This is a genomic window from Pseudomonas sp. NCHU5216, assembly GCF_052156495.1.
GTDB lineage: Bacteria > Pseudomonadota > Gammaproteobacteria > Pseudomonadales > Pseudomonadaceae > Aquipseudomonas.
This window is the reverse complement of sequence record NZ_JBQLIX010000011.1, coordinates 120455-136114: the sequence shown is the minus strand read 5'-3', so window position 1 is coordinate 136114 and position 15660 is coordinate 120455. Positions and strand designations below refer to the sequence as shown.

Below are 15660 nucleotides of genomic sequence, written 5' to 3'. Positions count from 1 at the left end.
TTACTTTTGCCCCAAAAGTGACTCGCCCGGGAGGGCGAAACCAAAAACATCAGCAAAAACGCGGCAATTCGGAACAGGCATAAGAACAACCAACACACAAACTTGCTAGTCCGGTATCAATCAATTATCCCTCATGCCATGCAAAGGATCTTCCTGAAACCACGCTGACCGCCCGCACGGCCGATGATGTATCGGCCCTGGTTATGCGCTAGTCTGACACCCCACTGACAAAGCCCGAGCGAAACGCTTGGGCGACCGGTTTCCCGCAAAACCCACTGAAAAAGGAACGTTCCCATGGCGCAAGTCACTCTCAAAGGCAACCCGGTGCAGGTCGAGGGGCAACTGCCGCAGGTCGGTCAGCAAGCTCCGGCGTTCAGCCTGGTCGGCGGCGATCTGAGCGACGTCACCCTGGCCAGCCTGGCTGGCAAGCGCAAGGTGCTGAACATCTTCCCGAGCGTCGACACCCCGACCTGCGCAACCTCCGTGCGCAAGTTCAACGGCGAGGCCAGCCAACTGGCCAACACCCTGGTGCTGTGCATCTCCGCCGATCTGCCGTTCGCTCAGGCCCGTTTCTGCGGCGCCGAAGGTCTGGAAAACGTGATCAACCTGTCTACCCTGCGTGGTGCCGACTTCCTCAAGAACTACGGCGTGGCCATCGCCAGCGGCCCGCTGACCGGCCTGGCCGCGCGTGCCGTGGTGGTGCTGGACGAGCAGGACAAGGTGCTGCACAGCGAGCTGGTGAGCGAGATCGCCAACGAGCCGGACTACAGCGCTGCGCTGGCCGTGCTCAAGTAAGCGGCGTCCGTGCACTGAAAACGGCCTGCCTTGCAGGCCGTTTTCATTTGCGCAAGCAGAACGTGCAAACAGTTGGTTACGTAAGCGCAGGGTAAAAAACGGGTAAATGGGCTTTGCTTGCCGTCGCCCAGTGCTTATCGTTCCGGCTCCTATAGAAGTGATCCCGCGCTCTCCATGTCCAATACCCCCCAGGCTTCCACGAAATCCTCTCGCCAATGGCTGATCGCTCTGCTGCTGCTCGCCGCGCTGCTCCTGCTGTGGTGGTTCTGGCCGAGCAAGACGCCCGCGCCAACGATGGGGCTGGGGCGTTTCGGTGACCGGGGGCCGGTGCCGGTGCGCCTGGCCGAGGTGCAGCGGGGGGATTTCGCCATCGAGCTCAAGGCCCTGGGCACGGTGACGGCCTACAACACGGTGAACGTGCGTTCGCGGGTCGACGGCGAGCTGGTCAAGGTGCTGTTCGAGGAAGGGCAGAAGGTCGAGGCCGGTGAGTTGCTGGCGGTGATCGACCCCCGTCCCTATCGGGCGGCGCTGCAGCAGGCGCAAGGCACGCTGCAGGAGAACCAGGCGCAACTGCGCAATGCCGAGCTGGATCTGCAGCGCTACAAGGGCCTGTACGCCGAGGACAGCATCGCCAAGCAGACCCTGGATACCCAGCAGGCGCTGGTGGGCCAGTACCGCGGCACGCTGCAGAGCAACCAGGCGGATGTAGCCAAGGCCAAGCTCGATCTCGACTTCACCCAGATTCGCGCGCCGATTGCCGGGCGCCTGGGCCTGCGCCAACTGGACGTCGGCAATCTGGTCAGCAGTGGCGATACCACGCCGCTGGTGGTGATCACTCAGACCGATCCGATCGCCGTGGTCTTCACCATTGCCGAGCAGGATCTGCCGCAGGTGCTGCAGCGCCGCCGTGAGGGCGCCACTCTGAAGGTGGAGGCCTGGGATCGCGGCGAGCGCCACAAGCTGGCCGAAGGCGTGCTGGAGAGCCTGGACAACCAGATCGACACCGCCACCGGCACGGTGAAGCTCAAGGCACGCTTCGACAACGCCGAGCAGATGCTCTTCCCCAACCAGTTCGTCAACGTGCGCCTGCGCGTGGATGACCGTCAGGGCGTCACCATCGTGCCCTCGGCGGCAGTGCAGTTCGGCAGTCAGGGTACCTTCGTCTACGTGGTCGATGGCGACAACAAGGTCAGCCTGCGTCCGCTGCAGATCCTCGCCAGCGCCGGCGAACGCAGCCTGGTGGGCAATGGCGTGCAGCCTGGCGAAAAGGTGGTGCTCGAAGGCACCGACAGCCTGCGTGACGGCTCCCAGGTGGAAGTGGTCGAAGCGGTACCGGCGGAAACCAGTGTGCCGCCGCGTGACGCGCCCGGAGCAGGGGCGGCACGGAAGGAGCCATGAACATCTCCCGCCCGTTCATCCTGCGGCCGGTCGCCACCACGCTGCTGATGGTGGCGATCTTCCTCGGCGGCCTGATTGCCTATCGCCTGCTGCCGGTATCGGCGTTGCCGGAGGTGGATTACCCCACCATCCGTGTACTGACGCTCTACCCAGGCGCCAGCCCGGACGTGATGACCAGTGCCGTGACCGCACCGCTGGAACGCCAGTTCGGGCAGATGGCCGGGCTCAAGCAGATGTCCTCGAGCAGCTCCGGTGGCGCCTCGGTGATCACCTTGCGCTTCAACCTGGAGATTTCCCTGGCGGTGGCCGAGCAGGAGGTGCAGGCGGCGATCAATGCCGCGAGCAATCTGCTGCCGGAGGATCTGCCGGCCCCGCCGGTGTACAACAAGGTCAACCCGGCCGACACCCCGGTGCTGACCCTGGCGGTGACCTCAAAGTCCTTGCCGCTGCCGCAGGTCAACGACCTGGTGGATACCCGCCTGGCGCAGAAACTGGCGCAGACCAGCGGCGTCGGCCTGGTCACCCTGGCCGGTGGCCAGCGCCCGGCCGTGCGCATTCGTGTCAACCCCGAGGCGCTGGCAGCTTATGGCCTGAGCCTGGCCGACGTGCGCAGCCTGATCACTCGCAGCAACGTCAACCAGCCCAAGGGCAATTTCGACGGCCCGACTCGGGTTTCCCAGCTCGATGCCAACGACCAGCTCAAGTCGGTCGAGCAATACCGTGAACTGATCCTGACCTACAAGGACGGCGCGGCCCTGCGCCTGAAGGATGTCGCCGAGATCATCGACGGCGCCGAGAACGAGCGCCTGGCGGCTTGGGCCGATCGCAACCAGGCAGTGCTGGTCAACGTCCAGCGCCAGCCCGGGGCCAATGTCATCGACGTGGTCGAGCGCATCCAGACGCTGCTGCCGCAACTGACCAGCACCTTGCCGGCCAGCGTCGAGGTCAAGGTACTCACCGACCGCACCCAGACCATCCGCGCCGCCGTGCGCGACGTGCAGCACGAATTGCTGCTGGCCATCGCCCTGGTGGTGATGGTGACCTTCCTGTTTCTGCGCAAGCTGTCGGCCACCCTGATTCCTTCGGTGGTGGTGCCGCTGTCGCTGATCGGCACCTTCGCCGTGATGTACCTGGCCGGTTTCACCATCAACAACCTGACGCTGATGGCGCTGACCATCGCCACCGGCTTCGTGGTGGACGATGCCATCGTCATGCTGGAGAACATCGCCCGCCACCTGGAGGAGGGCGAGTCGCCGCTGAACGCCGCGCTCAAGGGCGCGAGGCAGATCGGCTTCACCCTGGTGTCGCTGACCCTGTCGCTGATCGCCGTGCTGATTCCGCTGCTGTTCATGGCCGACGTGGTGGGCCGTCTGTTCCGCGAGTTCGCCATCACCCTGGCGGTGGCCATTCTGATTTCCCTGGTGGTGTCGCTGACCCTGACGCCGATGATGTGCGCGCGCCTGCTCAAGGTCGAGCGTGCCGGCGAGCAGGGGCGTTTCCACCAGGCAGCCGGGCGTTTCATCGACGGCATGATCGAGCGCTACGGCCAGGGCCTGCAGTGGGTGCTCAGGCACCAGCCGCTGACCCTGTTGGTGGCCATAGCCACCATGGGGCTGACAGTGCTGCTGTACCTGGCGGTGCCCAAGGGCTTCTTCCCGGTGCAGGACACCGGGGTGATCCAGGGCATTTCCGAGGCGCCGCAGTCGATTTCCTTCACCGCCATGAGCGAACGCCAGCAGCGTCTGACGGATGTGATCCTGAAGGATCCGGCGGTGGCCAGCCTGTCGTCCTCGATCGGCGTCGATGGCAACAACCTGACGCTCAATACCGGCCGCCTGCTGATCAACCTCAAGCCCCATGCCGAGCGTGACGTCACCGCCAGCGAGGTGATCGAACGTCTGCGTCCCGAGTTGGCCAAGGTGCCGGGCATCGAGCTGTTCATGCAGCCGGTGCAGGATCTGACCATCGAGGATCGCATCAGCCGCACCCAGTTCCAGTTCAGCCTGGAATCGCCCGATGGTCAGTTGCTGGAAACCTGGACGCCGCGCCTGGTCGAGGCGCTGCGTCGGCAGCCGCAGCTCACCGATGTGGCCAGCGACCTGCAGAACCGTGGCCTGCAGGTGTATCTGCATATCGACCGTGACGCCGCTGCGCGCCTGGGCATCAGGGTCAGCGCCATCGACGACGCCTTGTACGACGCCTTCGGCCAGCGCCAGATCAGCACCATCTACACCCAGGCCAGCCAGTATCGGGTGGTGCTGGAGAGCCGCGACGGCGGGCGCATCGGCCCGGCGGCACTGGGCCAGATTCATGTCGCCACGGGCGACGGCGAGCAGGTGCCGCTGTCCTCGCTGGCCCGTGTCGAGCAGCGCCCGGCCAGCCTGCTGGTCAACCATATCGGCCAGTTTCCGGCGGTGACCCTGTCGTTCAACCTGGCGCCAGGGGTGTCGTTGGGCGAGGCGGTGGCGGTGATCGAACGGGTCGAGCAGGAGATCGGCCTGCCGGCGGCCATCGACAGCCAGTTCCAGGGCGCTGCCGAGGCCTTCCGCGCTTCGCTGTCGTCGACGCTGCTGCTGATCCTGGCGGCCATCGTCACCATGTACATCGTGCTCGGCGTGCTCTACGAGAGCTACATCCACCCGATCACCATTCTTTCCACGCTGCCCTCGGCGGGCGTCGGTGCCTTGCTGGCGCTGCTGCTGACCGGCAATGATCTGGGCCTGATCGCCATCATCGGCATCATCCTGCTCATCGGCATCGTCAAGAAAAACGCCATCATGATGATCGACTTCGCCCTGGAGGCCGAGCGGCATCAGGGCATGACTCCGGAGGCAGCGATCTACCAGGCGGCATTGCTGCGTTTCCGGCCGATCCTGATGACCACCCTGGCGGCGCTGTTCGGCGCCATTCCGCTGATGCTGGCCTCTGGCTCCGGCGCCGAACTGCGCCAGCCGCTGGGCCTGGTGATGGTCGGCGGGCTGCTGGTCAGCCAGGTGCTGACGCTGTTCACCACGCCGGTGATCTATCTGTACTTCGATCGCCTGTCGCGGCGGGCTACGGGGCGCAGCGCGGCGGGGGTGGGGGTATGAGCGGCAAGCTGCAAGCGACAAGCCGCAAGTTGAAGGCAGTCCGCTGCCAGGCTTCTGCTTCTCGCATGCAGCTTGAAGCTTGTGGCTTGCCGCTATGAACTTGTCCGCCCCCTTTATCCTTCGCCCAGTGGCAACCCTGTTGCTTAGCCTGGCGATCATGCTGCTGGGTGGAGTGAGCTTTGGTCTGCTGCCGGTGGCGCCATTGCCCAACATGGACTTCCCGGTGATCACCGTGCAGGCCAACCTGCCGGGGGCCAGCCCGCAGATCATGGCGGCTACGGTGGCCACGCCGCTGGAACGCTCGCTCGGCGCCATCTCCGGCATCAGCCAGATGAACAGCCGCAGCAGCCAGGGCAATACGCGGATCATGGTGCAGTTCGATCTGGACAAGGACATCAACACCGCTGCCCGTGAGGTGCAGGCGGCGATCAATGCTGCCCGCGAGCTACTGCCCAGCGGCATGCGTACCATGCCCAGCTATCGCAAGATCAACCCGTCGCAAGCGCCGATCATGGTGCTGTCGCTGACCAGCAAGACCCTGGACAAGGGCCAGCTCTACGATGTGGCGTCGACCATCCTGGCGCAGAAGCTGGCCCAGGTCGGCGGTGTTGGTGAGGTGCAGGTCGGTGGCAGCTCGCTGCCGGCGGTGCGCGTGTCCCTGGAGCCGCGCCTGCTCGATCACTACGGCATCGCCCTGGACGAGGTGCGCCAGGCCATCGCCGCCAGCAACGTGTTGCGCCCCAAGGGTGCGGTAGAGGATGGCCAGCAGCGCTGGCAGGTGCAGGCCAGTGACCAGCTAGCCAGCGCCGCCGACTACCTGCCGATGATCATTCGCTACCAGGACGGCGCTGCGGTGCGCCTCGGTGACGTGGCCAGCGTCACCGACGGCGTGGAGGATCGCTACAACAGTGGCTTTTACAACGACAAGGAGTCGGTGCTGCTGGTGATCAACCGGCAGAGCGGGGCGAACATCCTGCAGACCATCGACGACATCCGCGCCGCGCTGCCGGCCTTGCGCGAAGTGATCCCGGCCAGCGTCGAGCTGCAGGTGGCGATGGATCGCTCGCCGGTGATCCGCGCCACCTTGCATGAGGCGGAGCAGACCCTGCTGATCGCCGTGGCCTTGGTGATCCTGGTGGTGCTGGCCTTCCTCGGCCGCTGGCGGGCAGCGTTGATTCCGGCGCTGGCGGTGCCGGTATCGCTGATCGGCAGCTTCGCCGCCATGTACCTGCTGGGCTTTTCCCTCAACAACCTGTCGCTGATGGCGCTGATCATCGCCACCGGCCTGGTGGTGGACGATGCCATCGTGGTGCTGGAAAACATCGCCCGGCACATCCACAACGGCGAGAAACCGCTGCAGGCCGCCTTCAAGGGCACGCGCGAGGTGGGCTTCACCCTGCTATCGATGAACCTGTCGCTGGTGGCGGTGTTCATCTCCATCCTGTTCATGGGCGGCATCGTCGAGCGGCTGTTCCGCGAGTTCTCGCTGACCCTGGCGGTGGCCATCGTGATTTCCCTGCTGGTGTCGCTGACTCTGACACCGATGCTCTGCGCGCGCTGGCTCAAGGCTGAGGAGCAGCAACCAGGTGGGCGCCTGCAGCAGTGGGGCGAGCGCTTGCAGGCGCGCGTGCTGGGCGTCTACGGGCGAAGCCTGGACTGGGCCTTGCGCCATTCTCTGCTGACGCTGCTGAGCCTGCTGGCGACCATCGCGCTGAACCTCTATCTGTTCGTCAGCGTGCCCAAGACCTTCATGCCACAGCAGGACACCGGCCAGTTGATCGGCTTCATTCGCGGTGACGACGGTCTGTCGTTCCAGGTCATGCAGCCGAAGATGGAGGCCTTTCGCAAGGCGCTGCTGGCCGACCCTGCGGTACACAGCGTGGCCGGCTTCATCGGTGGTGCCAGCGGCATCAACAACGCCTTCATGATCGTGCGCCTCAAACCCATCGAAGAGCGCAAGCTGTCGGCGCAGGCGGTGATCAACCGTCTGCGCCACGAGGTGCCCAAGGTGCCGGGCGGGCGCATGTTCCTCATGCCCGATCAGGATCTGCAGTTCGGTGGCCGCGAGGGGCGCAGCTCGGATACCGAATACCTGTTGCTGTCCGATGACCTCGACGCCCTGCGCCAGTGGCTGCCGAAGGTGCGTGATGCCCTGCGCGCCTTGCCCGAAATCACCGATATCGACGCCAAGGAGAATGAAGGGGCGCAGCAGATCCGCCTGGTGGTGGATCGCGAAACGGCCAGCCGCCTCGGCGTGGACATGAGCATGATCACCGCAGTGCTCAACAATGCCTTCAGCCAGCGCCAGGTTTCGACCATCTACGAGGCGCTGAACCAGTACAGCGTGGTCATGGAGATCGACCCGCAGTATGCCCAGTACCCGGAATCCCTGGGGCAGATCCGGGTGATCACCGCCGACGGCGCGCGCGTGCCGCTGTCCACCTTCGCCCGCTGGGAGCTGAGCCTGGAAGAGGATCGGGTGCAGCACCAGGGCCAGTTCGCCGCCGAGAGCATTGGCTTCTCCCTGGCCGAGGGGGTGAGCCTGGAGCAGGCCACCGAAGCCATCGAGCGGGCCGTGGCGCGGGTCAAGCTGCCCACCGAGGTGCAGGGCATGATGGGTGGCACCGGCGCGGCCTTCCAGCAGATGCAGGGCAACCAGCCGCTGATGATCCTGTTGGCGCTGGTGGTGGTGTATATCGTCCTCGGCGTGCTCTACGAGAGCTACGTGCACCCGCTGACCATCCTCTCCACGCTGCCTTCGGCCGGTGTCGGTGCCTTGCTGGCGTTGCAGCTGGTGGGCATGGAGTTCAGCCTGATCTCGCTGCTGGGCCTGTTCCTGCTCATCGGCATCGTCAAGAAGAACGCCATCATGATGGTCGACCTGGCGCTGCAACTGGAGCGCGGCCAGCATCTGAGTCCTCAGGAGTCTATCCGCCAGGCCTGCCTGCTGCGTTTTAGACCGATTCTGATGACCACCCTGGCCGCCATCCTCGGTGCTCTGCCGTTGGTGCTGGGCAATGCCGCGGGTGCGGAAATGCGCCAACCGCTGGGCGTGACCATCGTTGGCGGGCTGCTGCTCAGCCAACTGCTGACGCTCTACACCACCCCGGTGGTGTACCTCTATTTCGACCGCTTGCGGCACCGCGTCAATCGTTGGCGTGGCGTGCGCAGCGATGCTTCGCTGGAAAATCCGCTATGAAACCCTCCGCATCTGTAGGAGCGAGCTCTGCTCGCGAAGCTTTTAACTCCACCCCGTTCGCGAGCAGAGCTCGCTCCTGCGTTTTGTTCATGCTGTTCGGCGTACTGGCCGGCTGCGCTTTGGGGCCGGACTATCAGCGCCCCGAGCTGGCCGTGCCGGCGCAGTTCAAACAGGTCGACGGCTGGAAGACGGCCAGCCCCGCCGATGCCCTGGAACGGGGCGCCTGGTGGCAGCTATATGGCGATGCCGAACTCGATGCCCTGGTCGAGCGCCTGCAGGTGTCCAATCAGAACCTGGCGGCCGCCGAGGCGCAGTACCGGCAGGCCCGGGCTCTGGTGCGCAGTACTCGCGCCAGCTTCGTGCCGACGCTGTCCGGCAGTGCCGGGGTAACGCGCAGCGGGCAGGGCGGGGGCAGCGATTCGCGCTTCGCTGGCTCATCGGCCGTCAGTGGCTCGAGCGTGTCCAAGAGCTACGACCTGAGCCTGAGCGCCGCCTGGGAGCTGGATCTGTGGGGCAAGCTGCGGCGTAATCTGGAGGCCAGCCAGGCCGACTACGCCGCCAGCGCGGCGGACCTGGCCGCCGTACGCCTGAGCTTGCAGAGCGAACTGGTGCAGAACTACCTGCAATTGCGCGTGCTCGATGAGCAGAAGCGCCTGCTCGATGCCACGGTGGCAGCCTATGCACGCTCGCTGCGCCTGACCGAGAACCAGTACGGCGCCGGCATCGTGCCCAGGTCTGACGTGTCCCAGGCCACCACGCAGCTCAAGAGCACCCAGGCCCAGGCCATCGATCTGAACTGGCAACGCGCCCAACTCGAACACGCCATCGCCGTGTTGGTGGGTGTCAGCCCTGCGGAACTGAGCATCGCGCCACGGGCGAGCGTGCCGACCCTGCCGGCGGTGCCGGTGGCACTGCCTTCGCAATTGCTCGAACGGCGCCCGGACGTCGCTGCCGCCGAACGCCGGGTGATGGCTGCCAACGCCCGCATCGGCGTGGCCGAAGCCGCCTGGTTCCCGGATCTGAGCATCAGCGCCAGCGGTGGCTATCGTGGCAGCAGCTTCGCCGACTGGATCGAGGTGCCCAACCGTTTCTGGTCGCTGGGCCCGCAACTGGCCCTGACCCTGTTCGATGGCGGCGCACGCAGCGCCGAACTGCAACGCACCCAGGCGGTGTACGACCAGACCGTGGCGCAGTACCGCCAGGCCGTGCTGGACAGCTTTCGTGAAGTGGAGGATTACTTGGTGCAGTTGCGCGTGCTGGAGCAGGAAAGCGGCGTACAGCAGGAAGCGCTGGATGCCGCGCGCGAGTCGCTACGCCTGATCGAGAACCAGTACCGCGCCGGCACCGTCGACTACAACGCCGTGGTCAACGTGCAGGCCACGGCGCTGAACAACGAGCGCTCCAACCTGACCCTGCTGGGCAATCGCCTGCTGGCCAGCGTGCAACTGATCGCGGCATTGGGGGGCGGCTGGCAGGGCGAGCAGGCGTCCGAGTAACAGGCACGCGTGGCGATTTCCCGCCACGCGTCGGGATGGTTCAGTCGCGATGCTTGCGGTTGACCGTCTGCGCCGCCTTGATCACGTCCTTGCCGATCTGCTCCTCGAACTGCGCCCACACCGGGCGCATGGCGTCGCGCCAGGCCTGGCGTTGTTCAGGGGTGAGGCTGATGACCTGGCTGCGGCCGGAGTCGATGATGCGCTGGCGGTCGGCCAGGTTGTCGGCCTCGGCCTGCTTGTTCACCGCATAGGTGACTTCGTCGATGATGGCTTCCAGCTCGGTGCGGATATGGTGCGGAATGCTGTACCAGAAGCGTGAGTTGCTCACCAGCATGTAGTCCAGCACGCCGTGGTTGGTCTCGCTGATGAAAGGCTGCACTTCATGCAGTTTCTTGCTGTAGATGTTCGACCAGGGGTTCTCGGCCCCCTGTACCTGGCCGCTCTTGAGGGCGTCGAACACTTCGGAAAAGGGCAGTTTCTGACTCTTTGCGCCAATTTGCGCGAATTGCGCCTCCAGTACCACCGAGGGCTGGATGCGGAAGCTCAGGCCCTTGGCGTCGGCGGGAACATGCAGTGCGCGGGTGGCAGACAACTGCTTCATGCCGTTGTGCCAGTAGGCCAGGCCGACGATGTCGTGATCTTCCATCGAGCGCAGCAACTGGCGGCCCTTGGCGCGCTTCTGGAAGCGGTTGACCGCCTCCAGGTCATCGAACAGGAAGGGCAGGTCGAATACCTGCAGTTGTTTGGTGTACTGCTCGAACTTGGCCAGGGAAGGGGCCAACAGCTGCACCTCGTTCTTGCTCAGTGCCTCCAGCTCGTTGGCATCGCCGTAAAGGCTGGAGTTGGGGTAAACCTCGACCTTTACCTTGTCTCCCAGGCGCTGTTCCACCAGTTGCTTGAACAGCAATGCGCCCTGGCCCTTGGGGGTGCTGTCGGCAACCACGTGAGAGAACTTGATCAGGATAGGTTCATCGGCCAGCGCCACCTGGCAACTGAGGGCGGCCAGCGCCAAGGCACCGGTAACCAGGGCTCGGAGGGTGTCGAACATACTGCTTCCTTTTCTTCTTGTCGGTGGTGTGAACGCTCGTGGGTGGCGCTCTGTGTTGGTCGCTCGGGCCCGTTGCGATGTTCAAGGCAGTGTAGTGTTGGGCAACGGGCGTGCCGTCCAGTCGCAAGGCTTATGCCATTGTGGCGATTTTCCGCCAGGGTGCTGGCTTGCGTAAAAGGGCTGTGACCCAGTTCACGCAGCATGGCGGCTTTCCGCCAGTGATGGCGTGACGGGAAGCGGAAAACTGCCGGTGAGCCCTGTATCCTGCCGCTGCGAGTGAAATGAAGGAGTCTGACAATGGCCTGGTCTGCTCAGCAATATTCTCTGTTCGAGCGTCAGCGCACCCGCCCGGTACACGACCTGCTGGCGGCGGTGCCGCAGCAGGGCATCGAACGGGCCGTGGATCTGGGTTGTGGCCCCGGCAATTCCACCGCCGTATTGCAGGCCCACGCGCCAGCGGCGCAGGTGGTGGGTATCGACAGTAGCGAGGACATGTTGCGCGCGGCGCGTGAGCGGCTGCCGCAGGTGAACTTCCAGTTGGCGGATATCCAGCATTGGCAGGCCGAGGTTGCGCCGCAACTGATCCTGGCCAATGCCTCGCTGCAATGGCTGCCGAATCACGCGCAACTCTATCCGCGTCTGTTGGCGCAACTCTCGCCTGGTGGTTGGCTGGCGATCCAGACGCCGGACAACCTGAATGAGCCGGCGCACCGTCTGGCCCGCGAAGTGGCGGCAGATGGCCCATGGGCGGCGCGCATCGGCGAGGTGCGCCATGCCGAGCGGCATAGCGCGCAGACCTATTACGACATCCTCGGCCCTCATGCCAGCGAGCTGGATATCTGGCGCACCACCTACTTTCATGTATTGGAGGATGCAGCAGCGGTGGTGGAGTGGTTCAAGTCCACAGCGCTGTTGTCGTTCCTGCATCCGCTGGATGCCGGGCAGCAGGCTGCATTCCTGGCGCGCTACCAGGCAGCGATCGCCGAGGCCTATGCGCAGCAGGGCGATGGCCGGGTATTGCTGCCGTTTCCACGCTTGTTCGTGGTCGCGCGGCGTTAGTCGCTGGCCTCGTGCACAGGCTAAGGTCTATTACCTTCGCCAGGAGTCCTCAGCTCAGTGAAAACATCGTTCGAGAGTGTTCTGAAAGACAAGAATCGTATGCACCTGGAGCCCAAGCCAGGTGACGCAAGGCCCGCCGCTGTTTTTCCAGTGGCCTTCGTGTTGCTGGAAAACTTCTCGATGATGGCATTCACCGGCGCAGTGGATGCCTTGGTCACCACCAATCTCATGAACGGCACGCCTGTTTACCAGGTGCTCGTGGTGGGGGAGCAGGACGTCGTGGTCAGCGACCTGGGGATTTCCATCGCGGTCGACTGCCGGCTCGCTGATCTGAATGGGCGCGGCATGTACATGGTCGTGGTGTGCGGTGGGTTCCGAACCCATCTGCACACCATCCCTTTGCTAAAAACCAAGCTGCGTCAGGCCGACGCTGGCGGTGCCCTGCTTGGCGGGCTGTGGAACGGCGCCTACTTTCTCGCTGAAGCGGGATTGATGGATGGCCATGAGTGCGCTTTTCACCCCGAAGGGCGGGTGATGATGGCCGAGCTCTTCCCCAGGGTGAAGGTGACCACTCACTCCTATGTGGTCGATCGCAAGCGAATCAGCTGTGCTGGAGCAAACAGCTCACTGAACATGATGCTGGAGGTCGTGCGCAAGACTGCGGATGCCGGCCTGATAGGTTCGGTCGAAGAGGTGCTGAGCTGCGACAGGATGGGCCAGACCTATGACGTGTCCGTCGCCTCGATCGATCTCGATACCACCTTGCCGAACCCGCTCAGGACGGCGCTCGAGCTGATGCACAGCAACATAGAAGACCCCATCGAAATCGATGAGATCGCGCGTTACTCAGGCATTTCGCGTCGTCATCTCGAGCGCCTGTTCTGCCGTCATATGAAAGCGACCCCGCCGCGTTATTACCTGGAATTGCGCCTTTCAAGGGCGAGGCAATTGCTGCAGTACACCAACAAGTCTTTGCTCGAGGTCGCGGTCGCTTGCGGTTTCGTCACCCTTTCGCATTTTCAGCGGCGTTTCCGGGAAATGTTCGGTGTCGCCCCTGGGCGCTTCCGTAAGCGGCGCAATGGGTAATGAGGAGCGGTGCCTGCGCATTCCAGCTTGGTGCAGCGCTCGTTGATGAGGCCCGATTGGCGACCCTGTAGCCGTCCCACAGATCCTGAGCGCCGCGCTGGGTGATGCTGGCTGTTGGTGCGGATGGGGAAACCCTCGCACTAAGCTGGGGCCCTGTTGCGATATGGCTCGATACCATTGCTGAAAATGCGCGTGCTGGCCAGCGCTGGTGGGCGCCAGCAGGGCGCGGGGTGTCCGATGACAGGCCGTTCGGCTGCATGCAGAGCATGGAGTTGCTTACTTTCTGTCGGTTTTTTCAGTGGCATAAGCCTTGCTCTGTCAGTGCTTGCCAAAACCTACACTCAGGAGCACTCCATGTCGCAGAAGATTTGCAGAAAAGGTTTTCTGGCCTTAGCGGTTAGCGCCGCGATGGGCTCATCTTCCCTGGCGCTGGCCGATGTCGTGATCGGCGTGGCCGGCCCGCATACGGGTGCCAATGCCTCCTATGGCGAGCAGTATTGGCGTGGGGCGACCCAGGCCGCCGAGGACATCAACGCTGCCGGCGGCATCAATGGCGAGATGATCAAGCTGATCAAGGCCGACGATGCCTGTGAGCCGAAGCAGGCGGTTTCCGTGGCCAACCGCTTGGTGGATTCGGACAAGGCGGTCGGGGTGATCGGTCACTTCTGCTCGTCCTCGACCATGCCGGCGTCCGAGGTGTATGACGAGGCCGGCATCATCGCCATCACGCCCGGCTCGACCAACCCGCAGATCACCGAACGCGGCCTGACCGGCATGTTCCGCATGTGTGGGCGTGACGATCAGCAGGGCATCGTCGCGGGCGATTACCTGGTCGACAAGCTCAAGGCGAAGAAGGTCGCGGTGATCCACGACAAGGACACCTATGGTCAGGGCCTGGCCGATGCGACCAAGGCGCAACTGGCCAAACGCGGCATCGAGCCGGTGCTGTACGAGGGCCTGACCCGTGGCGAGAAGGACTTCAACGCACTGGTGACCAAGATTCGCGCGGCCGATGCCGATGTCGTCTATTTCGGCGGCTGTCATCCGGAGGCCGGGCCGCTGGTGCGGCAGATGCGTGAGCAAGGCGTCAACGCCACCTTCGTTTCCGGCGACTGCGTGGTGACCGACGAACTGGTCACTACCGCCGGCGGCCCACAATACACCAAGGGCGTGCTGATGACCTTCGGCGCCGACCCGCGGCAGATCCCTGAAGGCAAGGCGGTGATCGAGAAATTCCGCGCCAACGGCTTCGAGCCGGAGGGTTACACCCTGTACTCCTATGCCTCGCTGCAGACTCTGGCGGCCGCCTTCAACGCCATTGGCAGCACCGACGGAGCCAAGGCCAGCGAATGGCTGAAGGGCCACAGCGTGGACACCGTGATGGGCAAGAAGGCCTTCACCGATAAGGGCGATCTGCAGGTCTCCGACTACGTGATGTACGAGTGGGACGACCAGGGCAAGTACCACCAACTGCCCTGATTCCGCCCGCGCGCGGCGGCCGTCCTGGCCGTCGTGCGCTCTCTCTCCGGCATCGCGCGCCGATGCCTGTCTTCTCTGCCTGTGAGAGCTTCTTCATGGACGGCATCTTTCTGCAGCAATTGATCAATGGTGTGACCCTGGGGTCGGTCTATGGCCTGATCGCCATTGGCTACACCATGGTCTACGGCATCATCGGCATGATCAACTTCGCCCACGGCGACGTATACATGATCAGTGCCTATCTGGCCGCCATCGGCCTGGCGGTACTGGCCTTCTTCGGGGTCGAGTCGTTCCCCTTTCTGATTCTTGGCACCCTGGCCTTCAGCCTGGTGGTGACCGGCGTTTACGGTTGGACCATCGAGCGCATCGCCTACAAGCCGCTGCGCAATTCGACGCGCCTGGCGCCGCTGATCAGCGCCATCGGCATGTCGCTGATCCTGCAGAACTTCGTTCAGCTCAGTCAGGGCGCGCGGCAGCAGGGCGTGCCCACGCTGCTCGATGGGGTGATCAAGTTCCACGTCGGCGAAGGCTATGTGCAACTCACCTACACCAAGCTGTTCATCATCGTCGCCTCGCTGATCGGCATGGCGATCCTGCATTACGTGATCCAGCACACTAGGCTCGGGCGCATGTGCCGGGCGACCCAGCAGGATCGCAAGATGGCCTCGATTCTCGGCATCGATACCGACCGGGTGATTTCCTACGTGTTCGTCATCGGTGCCTCGATGGCGGCGCTGGCCGGTGTGCTGATCACCATGAACTACGGCACTTTCGACTTCTATGCCGGCTTCATCATCGGTATCAAGGCATTCACCGCTGCGGTGCTCGGTGGTATCGGCTCACTGCCTGGGGCAATGCTCGGTGGGCTGATTCTCGGCGTGGCCGAAGCGCAATTCGCGGGGGTGGTCAACTCCGACTACAAGGACGTGTTCAGCTTTTCGCTGCTGGTTCTGGTGCTGATCTTCCGCCCCGAGGGGCTGCTCGGCAAACCGCAAGTGACCAAGGTGTAAC

At 64.0% G+C, this 15660-nt stretch carries 10 protein-coding genes; 9 read left to right on the top strand and 1 reads right to left on the bottom strand.

Annotated elements, in window-relative coordinates; all coding sequences use genetic code 11:
* The first annotated feature begins 294 nt into the window (after positions 1-294).
* From tpx to ACSVIK_RS10840, 5 genes are all read left to right on the top strand, one after another.
* Entirely contained in the window at positions 295-795 is a 501-nt protein-coding gene (tpx, locus tag ACSVIK_RS10860; protein ID WP_268184000.1) for a thiol peroxidase, read from the top strand.
* A gap of 174 nt (positions 796-969) precedes the next feature.
* Positions 970-2193, top strand: a complete 1224-nt coding sequence (locus ACSVIK_RS10855; protein ID WP_442444336.1) for an MdtA/MuxA family multidrug efflux RND transporter periplasmic adaptor subunit — start codon at positions 970-972, stop codon at positions 2191-2193.
* A complete protein-coding gene (locus ACSVIK_RS10850; protein ID WP_442444335.1) occupies positions 2190-5282 on the top strand; it encodes an MdtB/MuxB family multidrug efflux RND transporter permease subunit in 3093 nt (1030 codons plus the stop codon). The genes ACSVIK_RS10855 and ACSVIK_RS10850 overlap by 4 nt, the downstream gene beginning before the upstream one ends.
* A gap of 94 nt (positions 5283-5376) precedes the next feature.
* Positions 5377-8481 carry a multidrug efflux RND transporter permease subunit gene (locus ACSVIK_RS10845; RefSeq protein WP_442444334.1) on the top strand — a complete coding sequence of 1035 codons (3105 nt, stop codon included), beginning with the start codon at positions 5377-5379 and terminating at the stop codon, positions 8479-8481.
* Between the two features lie 89 nt (positions 8482-8570).
* A complete protein-coding gene (locus ACSVIK_RS10840; RefSeq protein WP_442444333.1) occupies positions 8571-9977 on the top strand; it encodes an efflux transporter outer membrane subunit in 1407 nt (468 codons plus the stop codon).
* A gap of 40 nt (positions 9978-10017) precedes the next feature.
* Here ACSVIK_RS10840 and ACSVIK_RS10835 read toward each other — a convergent pair whose 3' ends face one another.
* Positions 10018-11025: a TRAP transporter substrate-binding protein gene (locus ACSVIK_RS10835; protein ID WP_442444332.1), complete on the bottom strand. Its 1008-nt coding sequence runs from the start codon at positions 11023-11025 to the stop codon at positions 10018-10020.
* A 297-nt stretch (positions 11026-11322) separates the two neighbouring features.
* On the opposite strand from ACSVIK_RS10835, the gene tam reads away from it, so the two are divergent.
* From tam to ACSVIK_RS10815, 4 genes are all read left to right on the top strand, one after another.
* A complete protein-coding gene (gene tam / locus ACSVIK_RS10830; RefSeq protein WP_442444331.1) occupies positions 11323-12084 on the top strand; it encodes a trans-aconitate 2-methyltransferase in 762 nt (253 codons plus the stop codon).
* A 57-nt stretch (positions 12085-12141) separates the two neighbouring features.
* Positions 12142-13170 carry a GlxA family transcriptional regulator gene (locus tag ACSVIK_RS10825; RefSeq protein ID WP_442444330.1) on the top strand — a complete coding sequence of 343 codons (1029 nt, stop codon included), beginning with the start codon at positions 12142-12144 and terminating at the stop codon, positions 13168-13170.
* 354 nt (positions 13171-13524) lie between these two features.
* On the top strand, positions 13525-14649 hold the full coding sequence (locus ACSVIK_RS10820) for a branched-chain amino acid ABC transporter substrate-binding protein (RefSeq protein ID WP_442444329.1): 1125 nt from the start codon (positions 13525-13527) through the stop codon (positions 14647-14649).
* Between the two features lie 95 nt (positions 14650-14744).
* Positions 14745-15659: an ABC transporter permease subunit gene (locus ACSVIK_RS10815; RefSeq protein ID WP_442444328.1), complete on the top strand. Its 915-nt coding sequence runs from the start codon at positions 14745-14747 to the stop codon at positions 15657-15659.
* Position 15660: the final 1 nt, after the last annotated feature.

Excerpts from the sequence above, each read along its gene's own strand:
- ACSVIK_RS10815 (WP_442444328.1), top strand. The coding sequence starts at position 14,745 with ATGGACGGCATCTTTCTGCAGCAATTGATCAATGGTGTGACCCTGGGG.
- ACSVIK_RS10840 (WP_442444333.1), top strand. The coding sequence starts at position 8,571 with ATGCTGTTCGGCGTACTGGCCGGCTGCGCTTTGGGGCCGGACTATCAG.
- ACSVIK_RS10820 (WP_442444329.1), top strand. The coding sequence starts at position 13,525 with ATGTCGCAGAAGATTTGCAGAAAAGGTTTTCTGGCCTTAGCGGTTAGC.
- ACSVIK_RS10835 (WP_442444332.1), bottom strand. The coding sequence starts at position 11,025 with ATGTTCGACACCCTCCGAGCCCTGGTTACCGGTGCCTTGGCGCTGGCC.
- ACSVIK_RS10855 (WP_442444336.1), top strand. The coding sequence starts at position 970 with ATGTCCAATACCCCCCAGGCTTCCACGAAATCCTCTCGCCAATGGCTG.
- tam (WP_442444331.1), top strand. The coding sequence starts at position 11,323 with ATGGCCTGGTCTGCTCAGCAATATTCTCTGTTCGAGCGTCAGCGCACC.
- ACSVIK_RS10845 (WP_442444334.1), top strand. The coding sequence starts at position 5,377 with ATGAACTTGTCCGCCCCCTTTATCCTTCGCCCAGTGGCAACCCTGTTG.
- tpx (WP_268184000.1), top strand. The coding sequence starts at position 295 with ATGGCGCAAGTCACTCTCAAAGGCAACCCGGTGCAGGTCGAGGGGCAA.
- ACSVIK_RS10850 (WP_442444335.1), top strand. The coding sequence starts at position 2,190 with ATGAACATCTCCCGCCCGTTCATCCTGCGGCCGGTCGCCACCACGCTG.